This window comes from Mesorhizobium sp. M0306 (genome assembly GCF_040321655.1).
Taxonomy (GTDB): domain Bacteria; phylum Pseudomonadota; class Alphaproteobacteria; order Rhizobiales; family Rhizobiaceae; genus Mesorhizobium.
Map to the genome: position 1 here is coordinate 220,641 of NZ_JAMYRY010000007.1, position 24,349 is coordinate 244,989.

General features: G+C 63.2%; 18 protein-coding genes. 11 read left to right on the forward strand and 7 right to left on the reverse strand.

The features are described 5' to 3' along the window. Positions 1 to 201: 201 nt before the first annotated feature. The 9 genes from NKI95_RS13790 (at position 202) to NKI95_RS13830 (ending at position 12,551) form a co-directional block, all read left to right on the forward strand. Entirely contained in the window at positions 202 to 3,681 is a 3,480-nt protein-coding gene (locus tag NKI95_RS13790; protein ID WP_352717334.1) for an indolepyruvate ferredoxin oxidoreductase family protein, read from the forward strand. A gap of 153 nt (positions 3,682 to 3,834) precedes the next feature. Further along, complete coding sequence (locus tag NKI95_RS13795; RefSeq protein ID WP_352717336.1) at positions 3,835 to 6,156, forward strand: putative bifunctional diguanylate cyclase/phosphodiesterase; 2,322 nt, start codon at positions 3,835 to 3,837, stop codon at positions 6,154 to 6,156. A gap of 161 nt (positions 6,157 to 6,317) precedes the next feature. Next, on the forward strand, positions 6,318 to 7,088 hold the full coding sequence (locus tag NKI95_RS13800) for an N-acyl amino acid synthase FeeM domain-containing protein (RefSeq protein WP_502908300.1): 771 nt from the start codon (positions 6,318 to 6,320) through the stop codon (positions 7,086 to 7,088). A gap of 119 nt (positions 7,089 to 7,207) precedes the next feature. After that, positions 7,208 to 7,357 (forward strand): DUF3096 domain-containing protein, encoded by a 150-nt coding sequence (locus tag NKI95_RS13805; RefSeq protein WP_013528205.1) that lies wholly within the window; start codon positions 7,208 to 7,210, stop codon positions 7,355 to 7,357. 173 nt (positions 7,358 to 7,530) lie between these two features. Continuing rightward, a complete protein-coding gene (locus NKI95_RS13810; RefSeq protein ID WP_292658309.1) occupies positions 7,531 to 7,755 on the forward strand; it encodes an aa3-type cytochrome c oxidase subunit IV in 225 nt (74 codons plus the stop codon). 81 nt (positions 7,756 to 7,836) lie between these two features. Further along, positions 7,837 to 9,111 (forward strand): Re/Si-specific NAD(P)(+) transhydrogenase subunit alpha, encoded by a 1,275-nt coding sequence (locus tag NKI95_RS13815; protein WP_352717338.1) that lies wholly within the window; start codon positions 7,837 to 7,839, stop codon positions 9,109 to 9,111. Further along, complete coding sequence (locus NKI95_RS13820; protein WP_502909154.1) at positions 9,111 to 9,533, forward strand: NAD(P) transhydrogenase subunit alpha part 2; 423 nt, start codon at positions 9,111 to 9,113, stop codon at positions 9,531 to 9,533. Before NKI95_RS13815 ends, NKI95_RS13820 begins: the two co-directional genes overlap by 1 nt. Before the next feature lie 6 nt (positions 9,534 to 9,539). Next, entirely contained in the window at positions 9,540 to 10,937 is a 1,398-nt protein-coding gene (locus NKI95_RS13825) for an NAD(P)(+) transhydrogenase (Re/Si-specific) subunit beta (protein WP_352717340.1), read from the forward strand. A gap of 138 nt (positions 10,938 to 11,075) precedes the next feature. Further along, positions 11,076 to 12,551, forward strand: coding sequence for a hypothetical protein (locus NKI95_RS13830; RefSeq protein WP_352717342.1), 1,476 nt, complete (start codon positions 11,076 to 11,078; stop codon positions 12,549 to 12,551). A 99-nt stretch (positions 12,552 to 12,650) separates the two neighbouring features. Here NKI95_RS13830 and NKI95_RS13835 read toward each other — a convergent pair whose 3' ends face one another. The 4 genes from NKI95_RS13835 to NKI95_RS13850 form a co-directional block, all read right to left on the reverse strand. Beyond that, a complete protein-coding gene (locus NKI95_RS13835) occupies positions 12,651 to 13,568 on the reverse strand; it encodes a hypothetical protein (protein ID WP_352717343.1) in 918 nt (305 codons plus the stop codon). A gap of 245 nt (positions 13,569 to 13,813) precedes the next feature. After that, positions 13,814 to 16,285, reverse strand: a complete 2,472-nt coding sequence (gene gyrB / locus NKI95_RS13840) for a DNA topoisomerase (ATP-hydrolyzing) subunit B (protein ID WP_352717345.1) — start codon at positions 16,283 to 16,285, stop codon at positions 13,814 to 13,816. Positions 16,286 to 16,431: 146 nt separating this feature from the next. Then, on the reverse strand, positions 16,432 to 19,098 hold the full coding sequence (locus NKI95_RS13845) for a caspase family protein (protein WP_352717347.1): 2,667 nt from the start codon (positions 19,096 to 19,098) through the stop codon (positions 16,432 to 16,434). Between the two features lie 58 nt (positions 19,099 to 19,156). Next, positions 19,157 to 19,726: an NADPH-dependent FMN reductase gene (locus tag NKI95_RS13850; RefSeq protein ID WP_352717349.1), complete on the reverse strand. Its 570-nt coding sequence runs from the start codon at positions 19,724 to 19,726 to the stop codon at positions 19,157 to 19,159. A 183-nt stretch (positions 19,727 to 19,909) separates the two neighbouring features. On the opposite strand from NKI95_RS13850, the gene NKI95_RS13855 reads away from it, so the two are divergent. Further along, positions 19,910 to 21,283 (forward strand): cytochrome P450, encoded by a 1,374-nt coding sequence (locus tag NKI95_RS13855; protein ID WP_352717350.1) that lies wholly within the window; start codon positions 19,910 to 19,912, stop codon positions 21,281 to 21,283. A 27-nt stretch (positions 21,284 to 21,310) separates the two neighbouring features. Here NKI95_RS13855 and NKI95_RS13860 read toward each other — a convergent pair whose 3' ends face one another. Then, entirely contained in the window at positions 21,311 to 22,285 is a 975-nt protein-coding gene (locus tag NKI95_RS13860; RefSeq protein WP_352717351.1) for a complex I NDUFA9 subunit family protein, read from the reverse strand. A gap of 105 nt (positions 22,286 to 22,390) precedes the next feature. On the opposite strand from NKI95_RS13860, the gene NKI95_RS13865 reads away from it, so the two are divergent. Continuing rightward, a complete protein-coding gene (locus NKI95_RS13865) occupies positions 22,391 to 22,801 on the forward strand; it encodes a hypothetical protein (RefSeq protein WP_352717353.1) in 411 nt (136 codons plus the stop codon). 57 nt (positions 22,802 to 22,858) lie between these two features. Here the strand turns inward: NKI95_RS13865 and NKI95_RS13870 are convergent, their stop codons facing one another. Both NKI95_RS13870 and NKI95_RS13875 read right to left on the reverse strand, forming a co-directional pair. Then, complete coding sequence (locus NKI95_RS13870) at positions 22,859 to 23,860, reverse strand: Ldh family oxidoreductase (protein WP_352547920.1); 1,002 nt, start codon at positions 23,858 to 23,860, stop codon at positions 22,859 to 22,861. 119 nt (positions 23,861 to 23,979) lie between these two features. Continuing rightward, on the reverse strand, positions 23,980 to 24,349 hold a 370-nt coding region (locus NKI95_RS13875; RefSeq protein ID WP_352717354.1), incomplete at its 5' end, for an ABC transporter permease subunit.

Consider the following 24,349-nt stretch of genomic DNA (forward strand, 5'->3'; position numbering starts at 1 on the left):
CCGCCGGAATTTTCGTGCTCGGCCATCCTGCCCGACAGGCGTTTCGTGGCGCCACACGGCCGCGCACGGATCGTTTGTTGCGGACCGCCTGGCACCTTCGATTTTGTTTGACCTCCCCGGCAAGGGAAGAAAGACTGTGGGCACTCGACTCCGACGTTGGCCGCGCACCTCCAGGCGCGGCCTCCGCACAGGAAATGCCTGATGACGCTGCACAATGTCGCGCTCGACGACAAGTTCGACCTGGCAAAGGAGCGCATCTTCCTGTCGGGTGCCCAGGCAGTCATCCGCATGCTTCTGATGCAGCGCGAGCGCGACCGCCGGGCTGGCCTGAACACCGCCGGTTTCGTCTCCGGTTATCGCGGCTCGCCGCTCGGCGGCCTCGACATGCAGCTGTGGAAGGCCAGGAACCAGCTCGCTCAGTCGGACATCGTCTTCCAGCCCGGTCTCAACGAGGAGCTCGCCGCCACCGCCTGCTGGGGCTCGCAGCAGGCCGAATTGCTGGGCGAGGGCACCCATGACGGCGTTTTTTCGGTCTGGTACGGCAAGGGTCCGGGCGTCGACCGCTCCGGCGACGTGTTCCGCCACGCCAATCTCGCCGGTTCGTCGAAACATGGCGGCGTGTTAGCCCTGATGGGTGACGACCACATGGCCGAATCCTCAACCAACGCGCATGCCACCGAGTTTCTGTTCGTCGACACCATGGTGCCGATCCTCAATCCGGCCGGCGTCCAGGAGATAATCGACTACGGCCTCTACGGCTTTGCCATGTCCCGCTTTGCCGGCACCTGGGCGGCGATCAAATGCGTCAAGGACAACATCGAATCGACGGCCTCGGTCGATGCCGCGCTCGACCGGCTAGATATCGTCATCCCGGACTTCGACATGCCGCCCGGCGGCCTCAACATCCGTAATGAGATCGACATGCTCGGTCAGGAAGAGCGGTTGCATGAATACAAGCGCGCCGCGGCTTCGGGCTTCATCCACGCCAATGGGCTGAACCGGATCGTCTATTCGGGCGGCAGCAGCCCGAAGCTTGGCATCGTCACCATCGGCAAAAGTTATCTCGACGTTCGCCAGGCACTGGAAGACATCGGCATCGATGAAGCGGCCGCCAATCGTATCGGTATCAGGCTGTTCAAGGTCGGCTGTCCGTGGCCGCTCGACCTGCAGCACATCGCCGACTTTGCTCGCGGCCTCGACACCATCGTCGTCGTCGAGGAGAAACGCTCGCTGATCGAGCTGCAACTGCGCGAGAACCTTTACGGCACCGCGACGCAGCCGGTCATCGTCGGCAAGCGAGACGAACGCGGCGACTGGCTGTTCCCGGCCAAAGGCGCGCTCGACCCCAACGATATTGCCATCGCGCTCGGCGAGAGGATCTTGCGAACGATCGGCCCGTCGGAAGAAATCGCTGCGCGGGTGGCGAAGTTGCGCCAGTTCCAGGCGATGCTGGCCGACACGTCAGACATCGCCTCGCGCACGCCCTTCTTCTGCTCCGGCTGCCCACACAATTCCTCGACCAAGGTGCCGGACGGCTCGCTCGCCGCCGCCGGAATCGGCTGTCATTTCATGGCGCTGTGGATGGACCGCAACACCGTCGGCTTCACCGCCATGGGCGGCGAGGGCGCGCAGTGGGTCGGCCAGGCGCCGTTCTCGAAGCGCGAGCACATCTTCCAGAATCTGGGCGATGGCACCTACAACCACTCGGGTGTGCTGGCGATCCGCTTCGCGCTGTCGACCGACGCCAACATCACCTACAAGATCCTTTACAATGACGCCGTTGCGATGACGGGCGGGCAGCCGCACGAGGGCGGCCTGACGGTGGACATGATCGCCAGGCAGGTGTGCGCCGAGGGCGTCGAGCGCATCGCCATCGTCACCGACGAGCCGGACAAATATACCGGCAAGGTGGAATTTCCGGCCGGCGCCACCATCCACCACCGCGACGATCTCGATCTCGTCCAGCGCGAGTTGCGTTCGGTCAAGGGCGTCTCGGTGCTGCTCTACGACCAGACCTGTGCCGCCGAGAAGCGTCGCCGCCGCAAGCGCGGCACCTTCCCCGATCCCGACAAGCGCATCTTCATCAACGAACTGGTCTGCGAAGGCTGCGGCGATTGCGGCGTGCAGTCGAATTGCGTCTCGATCCAGCCGGTCGAGACCGAATTCGGCCGCAAGCGCAAGATCGACCAGTCGAGCTGCAACAAGGACTTCTCTTGCGTCAACGGTTTCTGCCCCTCCTTCGTCACTGTCCACGGCGCCAAAATCAGGAAAGCTGAAGGCATAGCCGGCGCGGCCGACCCGCTCGCGGGGGTGCCGGCGCCGGCGCAATTTACGCTCGGTGAACAAGGCTGGGCGGCGATCATAGACGGTGTCGGCGGCACCGGCGTCGTCACCATAGGTGCAGTGCTCGGCATGGCCGCGCACCTGGAAGGCAAGGGCTGCGGCATGATCGACATGGCCGGCCTCGCCCAGAAGGGCGGCTCCGTGTTCACCCATGTCCGCATTGCCCGCACGCCGGACGACATCCACGCCATTCGCGTATCGGCCGGCAAGGCCGACCTCGTGCTCGGCTGCGATCTCGTCGTTTCGGGTGCCAAGAAGGTGCTAGCCGCGGTGCGCGAAGGCCATACCATCTTCCTCGCCAACACCGCCGAGATCATGCCGGGCGAGTTCGCCCGTTCGGCCGATTTCACGCTGCCCGTCGAGCGGCTGAAGAAAGCGATAAGAACTGCCGCGGGCGACGACAGGGCTCATTTCTTCGACGCCACCCGCACCGCCACCGCGCTGTTCGGCAGCTCGCTTGGCGCCAACATGTTCATGCTCGGCTTCGCCTTCCAGCACGGCGGCTTGCCGCTGTCGGCGGAGGCGGTCGAGAAGGCGATCGAGCTCAACGGCGAGGCGGTAGCGATGAATGTCGCGGCATTTCGCTGGGGCCGCCGCGCCGCCCACCAGCCGGATTTCGTCCGCAGCCTTCTCGCCCAGCCGGGCAAGGCCACGCAGCATGCCGCCACCGCCGAGACGCTGGACGATATGATTGCTCGCCGCGTCGCCTTCCTGACCGCCTATCAGAACGCCGCCTATGGCAAGCGCTATGCCGACAGACTGGCGACGCTGCGCAAGGCGGAAACCAATGCTGTGCCCGGTTCGACCGTGGTGACCGAGGCTGCCGCAAAGAACCTGTTCAAGCTGATGGCGATCAAGGACGAATACGAGGTGGCGCGGCTTTATACGGACGGCTCCTTTGCCGCAGAGCTCGCAAAGCAGTTCCAGAGCTACGACAAGCTCGAATTCCATCTCGCACCGCCGATCATGGGCAGGCGCGGCAGTGACGGCAAGCCGAAGAAATCGAGCTTTGGTCCGTGGATGATGAACGGGTTCCGCCTGCTGGCGGCGATGAAGGGGCTGCGCGGTACCGCTATCGACCTGTTCGGCTACAGCGCCGAGAGGCGTATGGAGCGGCAGCTTCTAACCTTGTATGAGGCGGATCTGGATCTCGTCGCCGGCGCGCTGGCACCGGGCAAGATCGAGGCCGCCGCCGCGCTCCTCTCGGTGCCGGCGCTTGTCCGCGGCTATGGCCACGTCAAGCAGGCCAGTGCCGAAAAAGCCGCCGGCGAACGCCAGCGTCTGCTCGACCGCCTTTCGACGGCGCCGCTGCGGCCGCAGCTTCAAGCCGCCGAATAATTCAGCGTTGTGATACTCCTTGTTTACCTGAACCTGTAGTTTCCCTGTTTCCGCAACGTCAGCGATGGACCCCGGCGGGGCTCGAACCGCCGCTCTAAACCTTTCTTAAGGCCAATGTGACACTGCTGGGTTCCCCAGGGTTGGGATCCAGGCGTGAATCTGAGACGAAAAAACGAGATTCCGGTCGACGTTTACATTCCGTTCGTGGAAACGCTGTTTCGCGACGGGTTCACGCTGTCGATCGGCCTTGTTGCGCAGACACTCCTCGTCATTCTGGTCTATTGGAAGACCATGGACTTGGCGTATCTTCTAGTTGCCGCTGGGCTCATCATTGTCGGTACTCTGCGCCTTCGCAACATCCGGAAATACGGGCGACTTCCTTCCCCCACGACATGGGAGGAAGCGCACAATCGTGAAAACGATTACATAATTTTCGGTTCGATGCATGGTTTCATGCTTGGCGCATTCTGTTTCGTCAGTATCTATCTGGCAAATGACAGCCACGACAACTATGCCGAAATAGCCTCTGTCTGCGTCACGTTGGCATCGGTCACGTCGATTGCCGGCCGCAATTATGGGTCGCCGCGCATGGTTATGATTTTTATCATAACCACCACATGGCCCATATCGCTTGGCTTTATCCTGCGCGGCGATATCTACCACATCATCCTCGGTCTGATGTCGGCCCCCTTTCTGTTTGCGATCAAGCGGTTCGCCGACATCGTCCGCGAGGTTCTGTTTACCGCCCTGTCGGAGGAAAAGAAGGCGAACCGCATCGCGCAGCGTTTCAACCGCGCGCTCAACACCATGTCGCATGGCCTTGTCATGCTTGGTCCCGACGGCCGGGTGGCGGTGGCCAATGCCGAAGCCGCGCACCTGATGTCGCTCAAATCGCCCGATGCGCTGCTAGGCCGCTCGATCCACGGTCTGCTGATGCGCGGCGCTGCAGGCGGCATGCTGGCGCCGAAGGATTGCCGTTACATCGAAGCCCAGCTGACGCGTGCGTTGCGCGAGGGCCGCGACCGCAAGGTCCTGGTCTCGCTCGCCAACGGCCAGCACTATGAATTTTCTGCCCGGGAAGGCAGCCAGGAACTGGGCGTCGTCACTTTCGAAGATGTGACCGCCCGGGTCGAGGCGGAAGACAAGATCCGCTTCATGGCGCGTTACGACAATCTCACCGGCCTGCCCAACCGCGCCTACTTCCACGAGTTGGTGGTGGATGCCATGGCCTCGGGGGATCCCGACCGTCTCTGCGGGCTGGTGGTGCTCGATCTCGATGATTTCAAGAGCGTCAACGACACGCTCGGCCATCCGGTCGGCGACGGATTGATCTACGCCGTTGCCGAGCGGCTGGCGGCAGTCGCTGGGCCAGGCATCACCGTCAGCCGCTTCGGCGGCGACGAGTTCATGATCTTCTTCGAGCGTGTCGAGGATGAAAGCCACCTGAACGGCCAGGTTGATGAGATCTTTGTCAATCTACAGGGCGAGGTCGATGTCGCCGGCCACGGATTACGCATCCAGGCCAGCGGCGGCGCGGTGCTGTCGCGGGTCAAGGATACCGACGTTGACGCCATGATCGTCAAGGCCGACCTTGCACTCTACAAGGCCAAGGAGCTTGGCAAGAACGGTTGGCGGCTGTTCGAGGCCTCCATGGATGCTGCCTTTCGCAGCCGTCAGCTGATGAAGGCGGATTTGCGCAGCGCCGTGGAAAACAAGGAATTACGGGTGGTCTATCAGCCGATCGTGGCGATGAGCACGATGCGTATCGCCAGTTGCGAGGCGCTGTGCCGCTGGGATCATCCCGATCTCGGGCCGATCTCCCCCGGTATCTTCATTCCTCTGGCGGAGGAAATGGGCATCATTTCCGACATCAGCACTTTCGTCCTGCATGCGGCGTGCACCGAATGCGCCAAATGGCCATCCCAGACCAGCGTATCGGTCAATCTCTCGGCCAAGGATTTTCGTAACCGCGACGTTATCCAGAAGGTTCGCGAGGCGCTTGCCGGTTCCGGTCTGCCGGCCGGCCGCCTCGAGATCGAAGTCACCGAGACGGCGCTGCTCGACGACAAGTCGCTGACACGCCAATATATCGAGGAATTGAAGCGGCTCGGCGTGCGTATTGCACTAGACGATTTCGGTACCGGCTATTCGAGCCTGAGCTATCTCCACAAACTGCCGCTCGACAAGATCAAGATCGATCGCTCGTTCCTGATCGACGTCACCCAGAACAGCCGGTCGCTCGAATTGCTCAAGGGCATCGTCAACCTATCGCGACCGCTGGGACTTTCGGTTACCGTCGAAGGTGTCGAGACCTTCGAACAGCTCAAGATCCTAGCATTGCAGGTCAAGCCGGACCTGGTCCAGGGCTTTCTGTTCGGGTCGGCACTCAGCGCGTCCGGCATCGAGACGATGTCGAGCACCGTCTGGCCCTTCGCCAAGGACATCCAGACCGCAAGGAAGGCGCCGCGGCGCTGACTTGCGCTGAAAAACCGCGTATTTTAGTATAATTTTATTAATTGTTAACCTTAACGAGCGGTAAACGACCTCCTACTTATTTTCATCTTTACATCTCATGACCCGTCCGTAGTGTCGGCTGGTGGCGGTAATCGCGGGGAATAGAGTTCATGTGTGCCCAGTTGAGTTCGCTCGGCCATGCGGCGGGCGCTGGTGGGAAAGATGCGTCCGAGACCATGTCCAGCTTCGCGCAACATGTTTATGCGCTGCTTGACCGGACGGAGTACCGACGCTGTGAAAGCGGCGAGGACTTCGAAAGCATTTACAGGCTGCGCTACAATTCCTATCGGATGAACGATCTGGTGCCCGAGAATGCGTCCCGTCAGGTCCATGACGAGTTTGACGAACTGCCCAATTGCCATACGTTCGGAATCTACATCGATGGGCGGCTGGTCAGCACAATGCGCCTGCATAACGTGTCTGCTGATAACGCGACATCACCAGCGCTCAGCGTCTACAAGGACTTGTTGATGCCGCGTCTGGCGGCTGGCGAAGTCTTTATCGACCCGAGCCGTTTTGCCGTGGACGCCGAATGGTCACGGCTTTACCCGCAGATCCCTTATGTGACGCTGCGCCTTGCCGGCATGGCTTGCTTCCATTTCGGCGCCCCTTATTGCATATCCATGATCCGCGAGGACCATGCGGCTTTCTACAAGCGCATCTATCGGGCGCGACCGATCGGCGATGCGCGGCCCTATGCCGGCGTGATCAACTGTTTCGCGCTGCTTTATCAAGCCGATGTCCTGGCGATCAAGAACGAAACCTACGCCCGCTTTCCGTTCTTCCGCTCGACGCCGATGGAGCAGCGCATGTTGTTCGATACGCCCGGTGCCGGCGAACTCGCCCCGCTGACCATCCTGCCCACCGCCAAGTATTTTCGCGAAGCCGCCTGAACGAGCTCATGGAGCCTTCCGGTCGCTTCGGCGTTCTGGGCAAGGGTGCTGGTGGTAGGTTGGCATGGCCGACATCCGCCACGCATCGCTTCGACTGCGATCCGATCAAAGGAACCGATATGACCATTTCCACGCTCGCCCTTACCCCGCTTATCTCGCTGATTGCAGGCGTGCTGATCCTGGTGATGCCGCGGCTGCTCAATTATATCGTCGCCCTTTATCTGATCGTTGTCGGCCTGCTCGGGCTGTTCCCGCATCTCGCCGGCTAACGACATCGGCAATGGCGGACCTGCCATCCATTGGGATTGGTATCGCCGCGCTCCGCGCAGCGATTTCAAGTTTTGCTTGAGATTGTTGGCTGCGGCGATGCGGCATTACCGCCATTGCCCTTAACGCGGCTTTTCGCTATGTGCCTGAAAGATGTCTTCGAAGGGGTATTCCTATGGCTGAACACACGCCGACCGGTCCTGTCGAACTGGGCGCGAAGATGGACTATGCCGAGCATGATCGGACCTATGCAGGCTTCCTCAGGCTCGCGAAATACGGATCGCTCTTTTGCCTCGCTGTGCTTCTGGCAATGGCTTTCGGCTTTTTTGCGGGAGGCTTCTTCTCAGGAACTATACTGTTCGTTCTGATCCTGGCCGTCGGCGCCTTTATTCTCCGATAACTCCTCCAACCTTTGTCGAAGGCACCGCCCGGGGTCGGTCGGCGTCTTGCGGTAGCGGGTTCCGGCCGAAAGGATCATGCGGTGGGACAGACGGTTTTCATCCCTCGTGAGCTCGACGCGAACGAGCCGCGTGTCGCGGCCTCGCCCGACACGGTGAAGCGGCTGGCGGCACTGGGTTTCGACGTGATTGTCGAAACCGGCGCCGGCACGGCGTCGCGCATTCCCGACGAGGAGTTCGCCAGGGTCGGTGCCACGATCGGCAAGGCCGGCGATGCAGCCAGGGCTGATGTGGTGCTGAAGGTGCGCCGCCCCACGGACGCCGAGCTGAAGGGCTACAAGTCCGGCGCCGCTGTCATCGCGATCATGGATCCCTACGGCAACGATGCTGCCGTCGCAGCCCTTGCCAGGGCCGGTGTTACTGCCTTCTCCATGGAGTTCATGCCGCGCATCACCCGCGCCCAGTCGATGGACGTTCTATCCAGCCAGGCCAACCTCGCCGGCTATCAGGCGGTGATCGATGCGGCTGCCGAATATGACCGGGCGTTGCCGATGATGATGACGGCGGCGGGCACCGTACCGGCTGCGAAGGCGTTCGTCATGGGCGTCGGGGTCGCCGGTCTGCAGGCCATCGCCACCGCGCGCCGCCTCGGCGCCGTGGTCACCGCCACCGACGTACGTCCCGCCGCGAAGGAGCAGGTCGCCTCGCTCGGCGCAAAATTCCTGGCCGTCGAGGACGAGGAGTTCAAGGCGGCCGAGACGGCCGGCGGCTACGCCAAGGAAATGTCGAAGGAGTACCAGGCCAAGCAGGCGGCGTTGACCGCCGAGCACATCGCCAAGCAGGATATCGTCATCACCACGGCGCTGATCCCCGGCCGTCCGGCGCCGAAGCTGGTTTCGGCGGCGATGGTCGCCTCGATGAAGCCGGGCTCGGTGATCGTCGACCTTGCGGTCGAGCGCGGCGGCAATGTCGAGGGCGCCGAAGCCGGCAAGGTGGTGACCACGGCCAACGGGGTAAAGATCGTCGGCCATCTCAACGTTCCCGGTCGCGTCGCCGCCTCCGCTTCGCTTCTCTATGCCCGGAACCTCTATGCCTTCCTCGAGACGCTGGTCGACAAGGCGGCGAAGACGCTTGCCATCAACCACGACGACGAACTGGTCAAGGCGACGATGCTGACCGATGGCCGCAAGGTCGTGCATCCCGCCTTCGTCAGGGCTGAGCAGGAGCCGCCAAAGGGCCAACATGTCGAACCGCCGGCCATTCCGGCCAAGACGATGGTTGCCGAGGCTTCGGCGAAGCCGGCTGCGAAGAGGCCGGCCGCTTCGAGGAAGCCCAAGACCACCGGAGGGATCGCGTGATGGATCAGACCCTGCAGAAAGCCCTCGACCAGCTCGACCAGGCCACAGCTGCCGTGCGGCTCGCCGTGCAGAACCTTGCCGTCGCTCCCGGCACTGACGCGGCCGGCGACGCCGCGCACGCGCTGTCTGGTGGCGCCATCGATCCCTTCGTCTTCCGCTTCGCCATCTTCGTGCTGGCGATCTTCGTCGGCTACTACGTCGTCTGGTCGGTGACGCCGGCGCTGCACACGCCGCTGATGGCGGTCACCAACGCCATTTCCTCCGTCATCGTCGTCGGCGCGTTGCTGGCCGTCGGCATCTCGGCCTCAGGGCTTGCCACCGGTTTCGGCTTTGTTGCGCTGATGCTGGTATCGGTCAACATCTTCGGCGGCTTCCTCGTCACCCAGCGCATGCTGGCTATGTACAAGAAGAAGGAAAAGTAGGCCGCTATGAACGCCAACTTCGCCTCCTTCCTCTATTTGGTCTCCGGCATCCTGTTCATCCTGGCATTGCGCGGCCTGTCGCATCCGACCACCAGCCGCCAGGGCAACATGTACGGCATGATCGGCATGGGCATTGCCATCGCCACGACGCTGGCGCTCGCGACCCCTTCGGCCGGGCGCTTCGCGCTGATCGTGGTTGGGCTGCTGATCGGCGGCTCGGTCGGTGCGGTCACGGCACGGCGCATTGCCATGACCTCGATGCCGCAGCTGGTCGCCGCCTTCCACTCGCTGGTCGGTCTTGCCGCGGTCATGGTGGCGGCCGCCGCCATCTATGCGCCGGAAAGCTTCGGCATCGGCACCGTCGCCGATATTCATGCCCAGGCACTGATCGAGATGAGCCTCGGCGTTGCCATAGGTGCGATCACCTTCACCGGCTCGGTCATCGCCTTCTTGAAGCTCGACGGCCGCATGTCGGGCAAGCCGATCATGATCGGCGGCCGTCACTTCATCAACGCAGCCCTGGGCATTGCGCTGATCGTGCTGATCGTGCTGCTCGTCACCACTGAATCCAAACTGGTCTTCTGGCTGATCGTTGCCGCCTCGCTGGTGCTTGGCGTCCTTCTCATCATCCCGATCGGCGGCGCCGACATGCCGGTCGTCGTGTCGATGCTGAATTCCTATTCGGGCTGGGCCGCCGCCGCACTCGGTTTCACGCTCGGCAATCTGGCGCTGATCATCACCGGCGCACTGGTCGGCTCGTCGGGTGCCATCCTGTCCTACATCATGTGTAAGGGCATGAACCGATCGTTCATCTCGGTCATCCTCGGCGGCTTCGGCGGTGAGACATCAGCTGTTGCCAACGACGGCATCGAGCGAACGGTCAAGCAGGGCTCGGCCGAGGATGCCGCCTATCTGATGATGAATGCGCAAAAGGTCATCATCGTGCCGGGCTACGGCATGGCCGTCGCCCAGGCACAGCACGCGCTGCGCGAGATGGCCGACAAGCTCAAGGCCAACGGCGTCGACGTCAAATACGCCATCCACCCCGTCGCCGGCCGTATGCCCGGCCACATGAACGTGCTCTTGGCCGAAGCCAACGTGCCGTATGACGAAGTGTTCGAGCTGGAGGACATCAACTCTGAGTTCGCGCAGGCCGACGTCGCCTATGTCATCGGCGCCAACGACGTCACCAACCCGTCTGCTCGTGACGACAAGTCCTCACCGATCTACGGCATGCCGATCCTCGACGTCGACAAGGCCCGCACCTGCCTGTTCGTCAAGCGCTCGCTCGGCTCCGGCTATGCCGGCATCGACAACACGCTGTTCTACAAGGACGGCACCATGATGCTGCTCGGAGACGCCAAGAAGATGACCGAGGAGATCGTCAAGGCGATGGATCACTGAAACGGCGTCGTTGCCAACTCACTGCCGATCGTCGAATACAGCCCGGCTCCGCGCCGGGCTTTTTCTTGGCTGCTGCCGGTTCTGAAGCTACGATGCCGACCCCGTCGTGTTGCTAACGGCGTCATCGTGGAGGTGCTGGTGCCCGACCCTGGTCCTGCTGCATCGCCGGCCGCCGATCTGACCGCAGCAGAGAAGGCGCCACGCAAGCGCAGCCAGGCGGTGGTGGTCGTGCACGGAATGGGCGAACAGCGGCCCATGGACACGTTGAGGGGATTTGTCCAGGCCGTATGGAGCCACGATCCGGCCCGTGCTCCGTTCTATGCCCATGTCGCCGATCCGGCCGACCCGATGGGTGCGAAAATCAACCAGAGCTGGATCACGCCCGACAGCCGGACCAATTCGCACGAGCTTCGCCGGATCACCACGCCCTATGATGTCGATGGCCGCCGCACCGATTTCTACGAGCTTTACTGGGCCGACATCACCCAGGGCACGACCCGGAGCCGCCTTGCGGCCTGGGTGACGACCCTGCTCTGGCGCAAGCCCGCCGATATTCCGCACGATGTGCGCAAACTCTATGTCGTCACGCTTTTGGCCACCATCGTCGTCCTCGGCGCGGCGCTGGCGCTCGCAACGTCGACCTGGCAAGGCTACATCTCCTGGACGACCGGCGTGCTTGTCACGGTTCTGGCGTCGTTCGTCATCTGGTCGGTGGACCAGTTTGGCTTGCCTTATTTCGGCGATGTCGCCGCCTATGTCCGGGCCGAAGCGGCAACGGTCGAGAAGCGGGCGCTGGTCCGCGAGCGTGGCCTCAAGCTGCTGAAGCGCCTCATGATCGACGACGCCTATGACCGCGTCGTGCTGGTCTCGCACAGCCTGGGGTCGATCATCGCCTATGATCTGCTGCAGATATTGTGGGCCGATTTCAGGCCTCGAAAGCTGGAAGCCATTCGCGACAGAGCGCGGCTGAAGGCGATCCACGCCGTCGATAAGGCGACGCTGGCCGCCGATGCCTCCGCTTGGCCCGACAGCCTCGACGACCTCCCCGCATTCCGGCGCAACCAATGGGAGCTCTACCGGCAGCTTCGCGTCGGCGACGTCGATCATCCGCTGCCGTGGAAGATCAGCGATTTCGTCACGCTCGGCAGTCCGCTGACCCACAGCGAGTTTCTGGTGACCTACAACCTCGCCGAATTCAGGCGCGGCATCGCCGAGCGCCTGTTTTCGGCATGCCCGCCGATCGCCGACAGGGCGGCGGGCGGGACCATGCTCTACCAGGAAGGGCGCAGCCATTCCGGCAAGCCGCAGCGGGCCGTGCATCATGGCGCGGTGTTTGCCGCGACGCGCTGGACCAATATTTTCGACAGGGGCAATGGCTGGCTGACCGGCGACCCGATTTCAGGGCGGATGACGGAGAACTTCGGTCCCGGCGTGGAAAACGTTCAGGTCGAGCTGCGCGGCTCGCGCGGCCGCGTCTTCACGCACAGGCTCTACTGGTCGCTGGCGGCGAGCGGCGTCGAGGTCAACGCGCCGGCTGGCGCACAGCCGCGCTCGCACCTTGCCGTGCTGCGCGATGCGGTCGATCTTGGCCGCCAGCTGGAAGCTGAGCTGTAGGCGGCGAGCAGCGCACGACAATGCCGCGGCGGCAGTTCAAAGCAAGGTCCCCTTCGGGCGTAATCTTCCCGAAGCGGACCGAGTTCGCTTAGTCACCGATCAACGATTGGTCAGGAAAATCGCTTCCTCGTCGTCGCGCTGCCTGCCGCCAAGTGCTGCAGCCGCGCTGGCAATGAAGGCCCCGACGACCAGCGACAGCGCGCCAATCAGCGAGAAGGTGGCGCCTGCCTTTCTGGCGGTGTCGGCCGCCTGCTGGGCCTTGACCTTGGCGTCCTGCGCTCTGGCGATTACCGCATCGACGCGAGCGGTGGCATCCGCTTCGGACAGGCCTGTGCGGGCGGCCACCAGCCGCGACAGATAGGTCTTGTCGTCGGCCGATATTTCGCCTGCTGCGGCACTCGCGATCAGAATGCGCGATGCCTGCGCCGTTGCCGCAGCGTCGCTCTCCGGATTGGCGGCAGCGAGCCTTGCCAGATCGGCCGGGCGGAACAGCGTATCGACGAAATACGATGTGGCGTCGTTAGTCGAGGCGCTACCAGCGTTTGCAGCAGCACCTGCCGAAGCGCCCATTGCCGCGCCGGATGCCACAGTCGAAGCGGCCTGGACACCGGTACCTATCGCGGCCGAAAGTGCCGTGCCGAGCACGCCGGCGACGAGCAGCGTCGCCAGCGCCCAGGCCAGGAAGCCGTGAGCGGTATCGCGGAAGAAGACTTCATCGGTGTGGATGCCGACCCATTTGGTGCGCAGGCGTCCGGCGAGGTAGCCGCCCAGGGCCGACGACAGCCACTGCACGACGATCAGCCAGACGGCGGTGGAAACGGCGAAAGTGGTGACTGACGCACCCGAGCCGGACCATGGCGACACCATGCTCAGCCCAAGCCCGGAGCCGAGCAGCATCAAAGTGAAGGTAAGCGTCGACGCAGCAAAGGCGCCGGCGACGATTGGTCCCCAGCTGACGGCGGGGGAAGCGGATTCCGTCGGTGCGGAAACGTCGACAGTCGTTAGGGTGGACGGCATGGAAGCCCCCCTACCTTGCAAACAGCATAATCAGAATAATGATCGGAATCGGGACTCCGAGAAGCCAGAGCAAAATGCCACGTCCCATGGATGCCTCCTGCGGCGATTGTGATCGACTACAATGCCTTGAAAGCCTTTCCGTTCCGGCGGTCCTGGTGATCTTTGTTGCTTGCAGCAGTCGGCATTGGTGCGCCGAGGCGCACCAATGCACTTCATGCCTGGCGGCTGGGTATCTGGATCGCGGCTCAGATGTCCAGATTGGCGACCGACAGCGCATTTTCCTGGATAAATTCGCGCCTTGGCTCGACCTCGTCGCCCATCAGCCGTGAAAACAATGAGTCCGCATCAGTCGCGTCATTGACCTTGACCTGTAAGAGCGAGCGCACATTCGGGTCGAGCGTCGTTTCCCAGAGCTGCTCGGCGTTCATCTCACCAAGGCCCTTGTAGCGCTGCATGGTCAGGCCCTTGCGGCCGGTGGCAAAAACGGCGTTGAGCAGTGCGAGCGGCCCCGAAATGGTTTCGGAGACGTCCTTGCGGCGCAGCACTGGCGGCTCGCCGTAGATTTCTGCTAGGCGCGGCGCATAGCGGTCGAGCTGGCGTGCGTCGGCGGAATTGATCAGCGCCAGATCGAGATGCGCGAATTCCTTGACGCTGCGCACCGTACGCTCGAAGACGTAGCCGCCGATGCCCTCGTTCGAGGTCGACATGCGGCCTGTCCAGCCACGCTCGGTATCCTCGGCGATAATGTCGAGACGGCGGGCAACACGCTCGGCCATCTCGTTGGCGCGGCCGAGATCGGTGAAGATCTCCGGGTTGAGCGCGCCGGCAATCGCTGCCTGCTCGACCACGCCTCTGTTATAGCGCGTGTGCAATCCGTTGATGAGCTGGCGGACAGCTAGGGCGTCGTCGATGGCGCTGCGCAGGTCCTGCCCGGCCCGCACCTCGCCCGTGCTGAGCGCAAGCGACGCCTCTTCCAGCCCCGAGCCGATCAGGAATTCCTCGAAGGCGGCTTCGTCCTTGATATATTGCGAGCTCTTCCCTCGCGTCACCTTATAGAGCGGCGGCTGCGCGATGTAGAGATGACCGCGTTCGATCAGTTCCGGCATCTGCCGAAAGAAGAAGGTCAGCAGCAAGGTGCGGATGTGGGCGCCGTCGACGTCGGCGTCGGTCATCAGGATGATCTTGTGGTAGCGCAGCTTGTCGGCATTGAACTCGTCCTTGCCGATCGAGGTGCCGAGCGCGGTGATCAGCGTGCCGATCATGTCGGAGCCGAGCATGCGGTCGAAGCGGGCGCGCTCGACATTAAGGATCTTGCCGCGCAGCGGAAGAATGGCCTGGTTCTGGCGCGAACGGCCGCCCTTGGCCGAGCCGCCGGCGCTGTCACCCTCGACGATGAAGATTTCGGATTTCGCCGGATCGCGCTCCTGGCAATCGGCCAGTTTGCCGGGCAGCGAGGTGACGCCGAGCGAACTCTTGCGGGTGATGTCGCGTGCCTTGCGCGCGGCTTCGCGCGCGGCAGCGGCCTGGATAACCTTCTCGATGACCGCCTTGCCCTCGGTCGGGTGCTCCTCGAGCCAGGTGCCGAGCGCTTCGTTGACGAGCCCTTCGACCACCGGGCGAACCTCGGACGACACCAGCTTGTCCTTGGTCTGCGAGGAGAATTTCGGGTCGGGAACCTTGACCGATAGCACTGCCGTCAGCCCTTCGCGGCAATCGTCGCCGATCAGCGCCACCTTTTCCTTCTTGGTCAGGCCTGAGGAATCGCCATAGCCGGTTATCTGCCGCGTCAGCGCACCGCGGAAGCCGGCCAGATGCGTGCCGCCGTCACGTTGCGGGATGTTGTTGGTGAAGGCCAGCACGTTCTCGTGGTAACTGTCGTTCCACCACATAGCGACTTCGACGGTGATCCCATCGCGCTCGGCGCGGATCGCGATCGGCTTGTCGAGCAGCGGCTTCTTCGTCCGGTCGAGATATCTGGCGAACTCTTCCAGCCCGCCATCATAGTGCAGTTCATGGCGCACGATGTCGGCATGGCGGGCATCGGTCAAAACGATGCGCACGCCGGAGTTCAGAAAGGCGAGCTCGCGCAGCCGGTGCTCCAGCGTGCCGTAGTCGAACTCGACCATGGTGAAGGTTTCGGACGACGGCAAAAACGTGATTTCGCTCCCGCTGCGCCCTTCATAGGTGCCGGAGACCTTGTGTTGTTCGTAGGTGCCGGTGACCCGCAGCGGCGCGTCCGCATCGCCATGCGTGAAGCTCATCTCGTAGATCTGGCCGTTGCGGCGGATTTTCAGTTTCAGCCAGGCCGACAGCGCGTTGACGACCGACACGCCAACGCCGTGCAGGCCGCCCGACACCTTGTAGGAGTTCTGATCGAACTTGCCGCCGGCATGCAGCTGCGTCATGATCACTTCGGCCGCCGAAATGCCTTCGCCGGTGTGGATATCGGTCGGAATGCCGCGGCCATTGTCGATGACCGTCACCGATCCGTCCGGGTTGAGCGTCACCGTTACCAAGTCGGCATGGCCGGCCAGTGCTTCGTCGATGGCGTTGTCGACCACCTCATACACCATGTGGTGCAGGCCCGAGCCGTCGTCGGTGTCGCCGATGTACATGCCCGGCCGCTTGCGGACGGCATCCAAGCCCTTCAAAACCTTGATGGAATCGGCGCCGTATTCGGCTTCAACGCCGTTGGCGATGTCGGTCTGTTCGCTCATGAAAACCTGTCTGATTGATGCCGTGTGCAGAGCGCGAAAAATCGGCTTCGAATCGCGCATTTCTAATGTCGTAGATATAGGCGCAAAAGGCGGTTTTTCCAAGGTTTGCAGGCATTTCCGAACGGAATGACCGTCGCGTCGGCCGGCTACCGGCGCTTGGCTTCGATCCTGGCCAGCCGCTCCCGCAGGAACTTGACCATGAACTTGTATCGCGGCGCCAGCCGACCGGTCCGGTCGAGCTCGAGCGTCATGTCTAGCGCCTTGGAAAGCACGGCTTTCGGATCCTTTGCGACTTGCGCGTAGTCGATATAGGCGACGACCAGGTCGCGCTGCCACGTGGCGTTGTCCGGATCGGACCGGGCAAGTTTCTCGCGAATGGCCAGGCTGTCCTGAAGGGCTTGCCGGGCTCCCCTGACGTCGCGCTGCCTTAGGCGCAGCGTGGCGACTTCGGACAGCGTTATCGATAAGTCCCGCTGCCAGTCGGAATTGGCGGGATCGAGCTTGGCCAGCCGCTGCGCAATCGCATAACTGTCGAGATAGGCTTTCAGCGCGCCTTTGTGGTCGCCCTGTATCGCCAGGACGCCGGCGACTTTCTCGATGCACACGGACAGGTCGCGCTGCCATTCGGTGTTGTTCGGGTCGCCGGCGGCGAGCGCGCTGGCCTGCGAAAGTGCCTCACGATAAGCCGAAAGTGCCGCCGGCCAATTCTGCTGGTCGCTCAGCGCGTTGCCGATCTTGGCGTTGCCGACCGACAGGTCGCGTTTCAGTTCGGTGTCGTCCGGGTCGCGTTTCGCCAGTTGCTTGACGATCGCCAAGCCTTCCTTGTAGGCGGCCAGCGCGCCTGCTGCGTCGCCGCGTTCGCGCAGCAGGTCGCCTATCGTATCGTGACTGACCGAGACATCACGCTGCCGGTCGGCGTCTCCCGGTCTGTCCGCGGCCAGCGCCAGCCGCACCTTCAGGCTCTCTTCATAGGCGGCCTGTGCGTTGTCCAGTTGGCCTGCGACATGGGCAAGGTGACCGATCTCATCGTAGGTGATGGTCAGGTCGCGCTGCAGTTCGGCACGGTCGGGCTCTCCGGCGGCGAGCTGTTTCTTGATCGACAGGCTTTCCTGGTAGACCTCTGCGGCGCCGGCCAGATCGCCTTGCGTCGCCAATACGTTGCCGATCTTGTCGTCGGTCATCGCGAGGTCGCCGAACCACTCCAGATTGTCCGGTTCTGCCTCGGTCAGGCCCTGCAGAATGGTCTTGGCCGTCTCATAGTTTTGCAGAGCTGTCGGCAGATTGCCTTGCGCCATCCGCACGTTGCCGAGCTTGACGTGGCTGACGGCGAAGTCGCGCTTCACGTTGGGATCGGTTTCATGATGCGACCGCCGCTCGAGATCGGCTTGCAGCGCCTCGAAGGCGTGGCCGGCCGCATCGATATTGCCGACCGTGGTATAGAGCTTGCCGAGCTCGTCCAGCGTGCGGATCAAGCGGTCAGCGTCGTCGAGCGACAGCACCACCTGCCCGGCTTCGCCATAAAGCGCGAGCACGGATTCATAATCCTTGATGGCTGTGGGGTAGTCGAGGTCGGCGCGCGCCGCCCCGCCGGACAAATAGCGCGTCGCGGCTTCGGAGAGCGTGCGGCTGACGAAATTGGCCTTCAGCGCGTTGCGCGAGACATTGTCGATCTCGGCTGCCTCGGCGAGCTTTTTGCGCGCCGCATCGAACGCCCCCAGCGAAAGCTGCTCTTCGGCCTGCCGGCGCAAAGCCGACACTCTGAGATCGTCGGATCCAAGCGTCTGCATTTCGCTCCGCACCTTGACGAAGGCGTCGGCTGCCTCACGCAGCCTGGCGTTCAGACTGTCCGCGGAGAGGTGGCCGGAATTGGAACTGATCAACGCGCCATAGAGCGGTGCCAGCGGCATGTCGGCGTCGCTGGCGATCTTCTCCACTTCGCCGCGCATCTCGGGCGTCACCTCGGCCATGGCGAGCAACAGGCGTTCGCGTTCCGGCAATTTCTCCTTGGCCGAGGCGGCAAAGAACAGCTGCGGCAGGCCGCTCTCGACATAGGGCAATTGCTTGCCGCGCGAGAGATCGTAGACCTCCTGTTGCACGAGCGTCAGCACGGAGCGGATCTCGAGCCCTTCGGTGCCGAGATATTTCGTCAGCGCCGCGGTGAACGGCGAATTCTGGCCGGTCCCATCCGCTGCGGTCTCGCCGGGCGCCGCCGAGAAGGCAAACAGAATGTTTTCTGCCCGCCCGATGCGGCCAAGACCCGGCCGCACCTTGTCGCTGACCTCTTTTACCAGCGCCGTTGCGCCGCGGCCTTCGCCGCCCGTAGCCGCAAACGGATCGCTGCGGCAGGCATCGAGCACGATCAGCCCGACCTTGCTGGTGGCGGCGACGGCCGCGCGGATCACCTCCAGCGGCAGGCTGGTCCTTTCCAGCGTAGCGAGCGACGACGCGTCTGCATCGACCGGCAGAAGCCGATTCTCGCCGGCGATCTCGACGCCGTGGCCGGAGAAGAACACCAGTGTCACGTCGGCGCCTTTGGCATCCTCGCGGAAATCATCGAGCGCCCGGCGCATGCGCCGCAGGTCGCGGTTGGTTTCGAGGAAGACCTCGAAACCGAGCTTCCTCAGCGCCGTTTCCATGACCTCGCCGTCATTGACGGGATTGGCGAGCGGCCGGATCAGCCGGTAGTCGTTCTCGGCGATGACCAGCGCAACGCGCCGCTCCGCCATGGCAGCGGAGGCCGTCGAGAGGATCAGCAGCAAGGCAAACAGAAAACGCAAATCGAACCGCCCCGGCCCGGTCATTTGCCGGAGCATTCCATCTCTTTATGGCATGAGCAAGTTACGGCATCGGCAAGCCGGGCCGTTCGCGTTGTCAGCCGACCCGCATCGGCCTCAGCGCTTCGCTCCAGCGGAACAGCTCGTCCAGCATGGTCCTGGCCCCGCCGAGCACCTGCTCGCTGGGCAGGAAGGCGCCGGTTTCGTCGAGCAGCTTCTGGTACATCGGCAGCGCCACGCCTTCCGGAATCGGCATGACGCCGACGGCGGTCAGCAACGGTTTGACCGCCTGCGCCGCTCGTAAGCCGCCGGAGACACCGCCGTAGCTGAGGATGGCGGCCGGCTTGTATCGCCATTCCCTGAGCAGGTAGTCGACCGCGTTGACGATCGCGGGGGCGGCGAAATAATTGTATTCCGGCGCTACGAAGACGAATGCGTCGGCGGCGTCGATTGCTTTCGACCAGGCTTTCGTGTGGCTGTTTTCGTATTTGCCGAGTCTCGGATGATGCGGTTCGTCCAACACTGGCAGGTTGAAGGCGGCGATATCGGTGAGCAACGGCTCGAATTTGCCGTGTTCGCGCGCAAAGCTCTCCAGCCACTTTGCGAAAACGGGTCCGGCGCGGCCCGGCCGCGTGCTGCCGATGATGACGTTCAACTGGTGCTTCAAGGCAGGCTCCCGCCGGTTCTGACATTCGTGGTGCTGCCACCTAAGACACGCAGCCGGACACAGCAAGCAGGCACTTTCCGGTGCCCGGGTCACATTCCAGGGAGCGGATGCATCGCCTTGTCGTCCGGTCACATGGACGCCTGCCTTGCCCGCCACTACATTGAGGTGTTAGCGGAGCAAGCCATGGACAGTCAGCCCGTCCCCTTTGTCCCGCCAGCGCCGAAGCCGCGCACCGCGCCGCCCTCGACGCTGGAGATGATCCGCATCGTCTATCGCAATCCGCTCGAACTGTGGGGCGAGCCGACCTACAACGAGCCCTGGATTTCGGTGACTGGCGTCGGTGGGCCGCTGGTCATCGCCAACGATCCCGGCCTCATCCGCCATGTGCTCGTCGATAACGCCAAGAACTACAAGATGGCGACGGTGCGTCAGAAGATATTGCGGCCAATTCTGCGCGATGGCCTGCTGACCGCCGAAGGCGAGGTGTGGCGGCGTTCGCGCAAGGCGATGGCGCCGGTGTTCACGCCACGCCACATTTTCGGGTTCGCGGAGCCGATGCTGAAACGCACGCTCGAATTCGTCACCCGTTACGAGCAAGGTGGCACCTCGGATATCGCCCACGACATGACGCTGCTCACCTTCGACATCCTGGCCGAGACGCTGTTTTCGGGCGAGATATCGGGCGAGCCCGGCAGCTTCGCCAAGGAGATCGACCGCCTGTTCGAGACGATGGGCCGGGTCGATCCGCTCGACCTTTTGCGTGCGCCCGACTGGCTGCCGCGTCTGACCCGCATCCGCGGCCGCAAGACCATGGCCTACTTCCGCAAGATCGTCACCGACACGGTGCAGATGCGCGAGGCGCGGTTGAGGCGCGCTCCGGACACCGTGCCGCAGGATTTTCTCACGCTGCTGTTGAGGGCGGAGGGACCAGGCGGGCTGACCCGGGCCGAGGTCGAGGACAACATCATCACCTTCATCGGCGCCGGCCACGAGACTACAGCCAGGGCGCTCGGCTGGACGCTCTACTGCCTTGCCGAAGCGCCGTGGGAGCGCGAAAAGATCGAGCACGAGATCGATGCGGTGTTGGCGCGTGAGCCCGACCCGACGAAATGGCTCGACGCCATGCCGCTCACCCGCGCCGCCTTCGACGAGGCGCTCAGGCTCTATCCGCCGGCGCCGTCGATCAACCGCGAACCTATCGAGCCCGAAACCTGGAACGGCCTCTACATACCGCGGCGCGCAGCGGTGCTGGTGATGCCGTGGGTCGTTCACCGCCATCGGAAATTGTGGGACCGGCCGGACGCTTTCATGCCGGAACGCTTCCATCCGGGAAACCGCGAAAAGATCGACCGTTTCCAATATTTGCCGTTCGGTGCCGGGCCCCGCGTCTGCATCGGCGCCAGCTTCGCCATGCAGGAGGCGATCATCGCGTTGGCGATCATGCTGTCGCGCTACCGTTTCGACACCACCGCGCAAACCCGACCCTGGCCGGTGCAGAAGCTGACGACGCAGCCACAAGGCGGGCTGCCGATGCAGGTTACCGGGCGCGCGTCGTAGGCAACCGAACGTCCGTTCGCGCCGGTATTATGCGGCGGACTTGCGTTGGAACTGGCCGGCGGCGCGGTAGCGCCAGAGATAGCTGGGAAGAATGGTTCCGATCGACCGCGGCTGGATACCGAGGCCGGCGAGCGTCCTGTTGTCCTTGACGGCGGCTTCCGACACGACATTGTGCTGGCGCAACAGCAGGACCTGGTCCTTGGTCAACAACGGATTGGGCAGCAGCCCGAGAATTGATGCCTGGAGGTTAGCCAGCCACCATGGCACAGGCAGCAAGAACCGCTTGCGTTCGATGATGACGAGCAGCTCTTGCATGCATTCCTTGAAGGTAAGCACTTGCGGCCCGCCGAGTTCATAGATCTGGCCGCCCTGGACCTTGCCGTCGACCGAATGCGCCACCGCTTCGGCGACGTCGCCGACATAGACCGGCTGGAATTTCGTCCGCCCGCCGCCGATCAGCGGCAGCACCGGGGAAAAGCGGGCCATATTGGCAAACCGGTTGAAGAAACCGTCCTCCGGGCCGAAATTGATCGATGGCCGCAAGATCACGGCGTCCTGGACCGTCTCCAGAACCGCCTTTTCGCCGAGCGCCTTGGTACGCGCATAGTCCGATTGTGCGTGGAGATCCGCACCCAGAGCCGAGATGTGGGTGAGGCCGGCGCCGACGGCCCGCGCCGCTTCGGCGACAGCGCGCGCGCCGAACTCATGGACGGCAGTGAATTTCTGCCGGCCGGCTTCATGCGGGATCGCCACCAGATTGATGACATGGTCGGCGCCTTGCACGGCGCGGTCGACCGACCAGCGCACCCGGACATTGGCCTGCACCGGCTGGATCTGTCCGACATTGCCAAGCGGTTGCAAATGACCGGCGAGATCGGGCCGGCGACAGGCGACCCGGATACGGTAGCCGCGCTTGGCTAGTGCCCGCACGACATGACGACCGACAAAGCCGGAGCCGCCGAAAACGACGACGAGCTTTGGGGTCTGCAGGATTTCGGTCATGGCTGGCTCCGGCGGGCTATCCAGATGGCTTGATTGAAGCCGTTTCATAGTCGTTTTAGCGCCAAAGGCAAAGGGCGACGATAGGTCGCCCGGCATTGTTGAAGCATGGTTTTCCGGATCCGTTCGAAACGGCAGAAAATCCTGCCGACGCGCGGCTTTGGGGTGACTCCATTCGGAACAGGAACCTTTGTTCGGTCGGCGATTTTAGATGTATGGTTTGATTCCGAATGGAGGATATTGCCGATGACGACAAAACGCGTTGCGATCTTCGCTCTGGCTTTCTCAACAGGCTGCAGCATTGGTGCCTCGGCATTCGCCGCAAACCGGCATCACCACCAAGCTCAACCCGAACGCTACGTTCCCGCCAACGGCGACATCATCGACATTCTGTTCGGTGGCCCGCGCTACTATGACAACCACCTGTTCACGACGGCCGCCGAACCCTGCTCCTACAACAGGGTAGGACCGGACGCGAATGCGCTGAACGTCATCAACGATCATCATTGCGGGAAGTAGGCTCGCGCTGCCGGATCGGCCGGCGTTCTCAGCCGCTCATCGGACAAACGAATTTCTTCAGGACGAATAGCGGGCGGCGAATTCGGAAATGCGCTGCACCACGGCTTTCGGCGCGCTTATGCCGCGCGCCGCCGCCTTCTCCGCGGCCTCGGCCCGGGCACGCCCCGGCACATGCACGCCATAGCGCCGCCGCAGCCGGTCGAGCTGATCCTTCATCCGCTTTTCGAAGTCCGGATCGAGCAGCTTGGGCTCGACGGCAAGCACGAACAGGCCGGTCCCCGGACTGTCCGGCCCGCCGCTGAACCATGGCGCATCGAGCGACCAGTTGGCACCAGACAGGCCGGCCGCGAGCACCTCGACCATCAGCGCGATGTTGGCGCCGCGCTGGCCGCCGAAGGCAAGCATGGCGCCCTTCATGGCGGCTGCCGGGTCCGTGGTTGGATTGCCACTGGCGTCCAGCGCCCAGCCTTCAGGGATCTTCTTGCCGTCCTCGGCCGCCTTGCGGATGTTGACGAAGGCGGTGGCGCTCGACGACTGGTCGATGACCAGCGGCGCCCCGTCCGCGGCGGGTGCGGCAAAGGACATCGGGTTGGTGCAGTAGACCGGCTTGACCGAGCCCGAGCCGGCAAGCACGGCCGGGCCGTTGGTGGCGGCGAACGACACCAATCCCTGCGCGGCCAGCCGTCCGGTGAAATAGCCGAGCGCGCCGCACGTATAAGCATTCTTCTGCGAAAAGATGGCGACGCCGAACAGCCGCGCCGCCTTGGCGAGGTCATCGATCGTGCGGTCGAAACCGGTATGCGCCAAGCCGCCGCGCGCATCGGAGAGATAGACCGCGAGCGCCGGCCTGGTGATCACCGGATCGGCGTTGCCGTCGATACGGCCGGCCTCCAGTGCTTCAAGATAATCGATGAAGTGCGACAGCCCGACGGTCGACAGTCCTTCCGCCTCGGCCGCGACGATCGAGGCAGCCAGCGACTGCGCCGCCTCTTCGTTGGCGCCAGCGCCAAGTGCGGCCATCCGGCACAGCCCTGTCGCCTGGTCGAGACTGAGTTGCATTGTGATTGCCATGGATATCTGAGCGAATGGGTGAATGGTGAATAGTGAGTGGGATTTAGCCGGTAACACTACGGGCTACTGACTACTGACTATTCACCATTCACCATTCACCATTTTACCTAACCCATCTTGTTCGGAATCCGCGCCTCGAGCCGGCGGAAGCCGAAGACCAGGACACCGGTGATGGACATATAGACCAACGCCAGAAGCAGCAAGGGTTCGTAGGTGACGAAGAGATCCTGGCGCACCCGCGAGGCCACGGCATAGATGTCGACCATGGTTATCGTCGCCACCAGCGGTGTTGCTTTCAGTTGGAGAACGGTTTCGCCCGCCAGCGTCGGCAGCGCCCGGTGGATGGCCTGCGGAAGCCATATGCGCCTGAAGATCTTCCAACGGCTCATGCCGAAAGCGCGGGCCGCCTCGAGTTGGCCATGCGGCACCCCGGCGAAGGCGCCACGCATCACTTCGCCTTCATAGCCGGCATACGAG

Bases quoted from the DNA above. Each gene is read 5' to 3' on its own strand.
- NKI95_RS13790 (WP_352717334.1), top strand. From the start codon at position 202: ATGACGCTGCACAATGTCGCGCTCGACGACAAGTTCGACCTGGCAAAG.
- NKI95_RS13805 (WP_013528205.1), top strand. From the start codon at position 7,208: ATGACCATTTCCACGCTCGCCCTTACCCCGCTTATCTCGCTGATTGCA.
- NKI95_RS13810 (WP_292658309.1), top strand. From the start codon at position 7,531: ATGGCTGAACACACGCCGACCGGTCCTGTCGAACTGGGCGCGAAGATG.
- NKI95_RS13820 (WP_502909154.1), top strand. From the start codon at position 9,111: ATGGATCAGACCCTGCAGAAAGCCCTCGACCAGCTCGACCAGGCCACA.
- NKI95_RS13825 (WP_352717340.1), top strand. From the start codon at position 9,540: ATGAACGCCAACTTCGCCTCCTTCCTCTATTTGGTCTCCGGCATCCTG.
- NKI95_RS13835 (WP_352717343.1), bottom strand. From the start codon at position 13,568: ATGCCGTCCACCCTAACGACTGTCGACGTTTCCGCACCGACGGAATCC.
- gyrB (WP_352717345.1), bottom strand. From the start codon at position 16,285: ATGAGCGAACAGACCGACATCGCCAACGGCGTTGAAGCCGAATACGGC.
- NKI95_RS13845 (WP_352717347.1), bottom strand. From the start codon at position 19,098: ATGCTCCGGCAAATGACCGGGCCGGGGCGGTTCGATTTGCGTTTTCTG.
- NKI95_RS13855 (WP_352717350.1), top strand. From the start codon at position 19,910: ATGGACAGTCAGCCCGTCCCCTTTGTCCCGCCAGCGCCGAAGCCGCGC.
- NKI95_RS13860 (WP_352717351.1), bottom strand. From the start codon at position 22,285: ATGACCGAAATCCTGCAGACCCCAAAGCTCGTCGTCGTTTTCGGCGGC.
- NKI95_RS13865 (WP_352717353.1), top strand. From the start codon at position 22,391: ATGGTTTTCCGGATCCGTTCGAAACGGCAGAAAATCCTGCCGACGCGC.
- NKI95_RS13870 (WP_352547920.1), bottom strand. From the start codon at position 23,860: ATGCAACTCAGTCTCGACCAGGCGACAGGGCTGTGCCGGATGGCCGCA.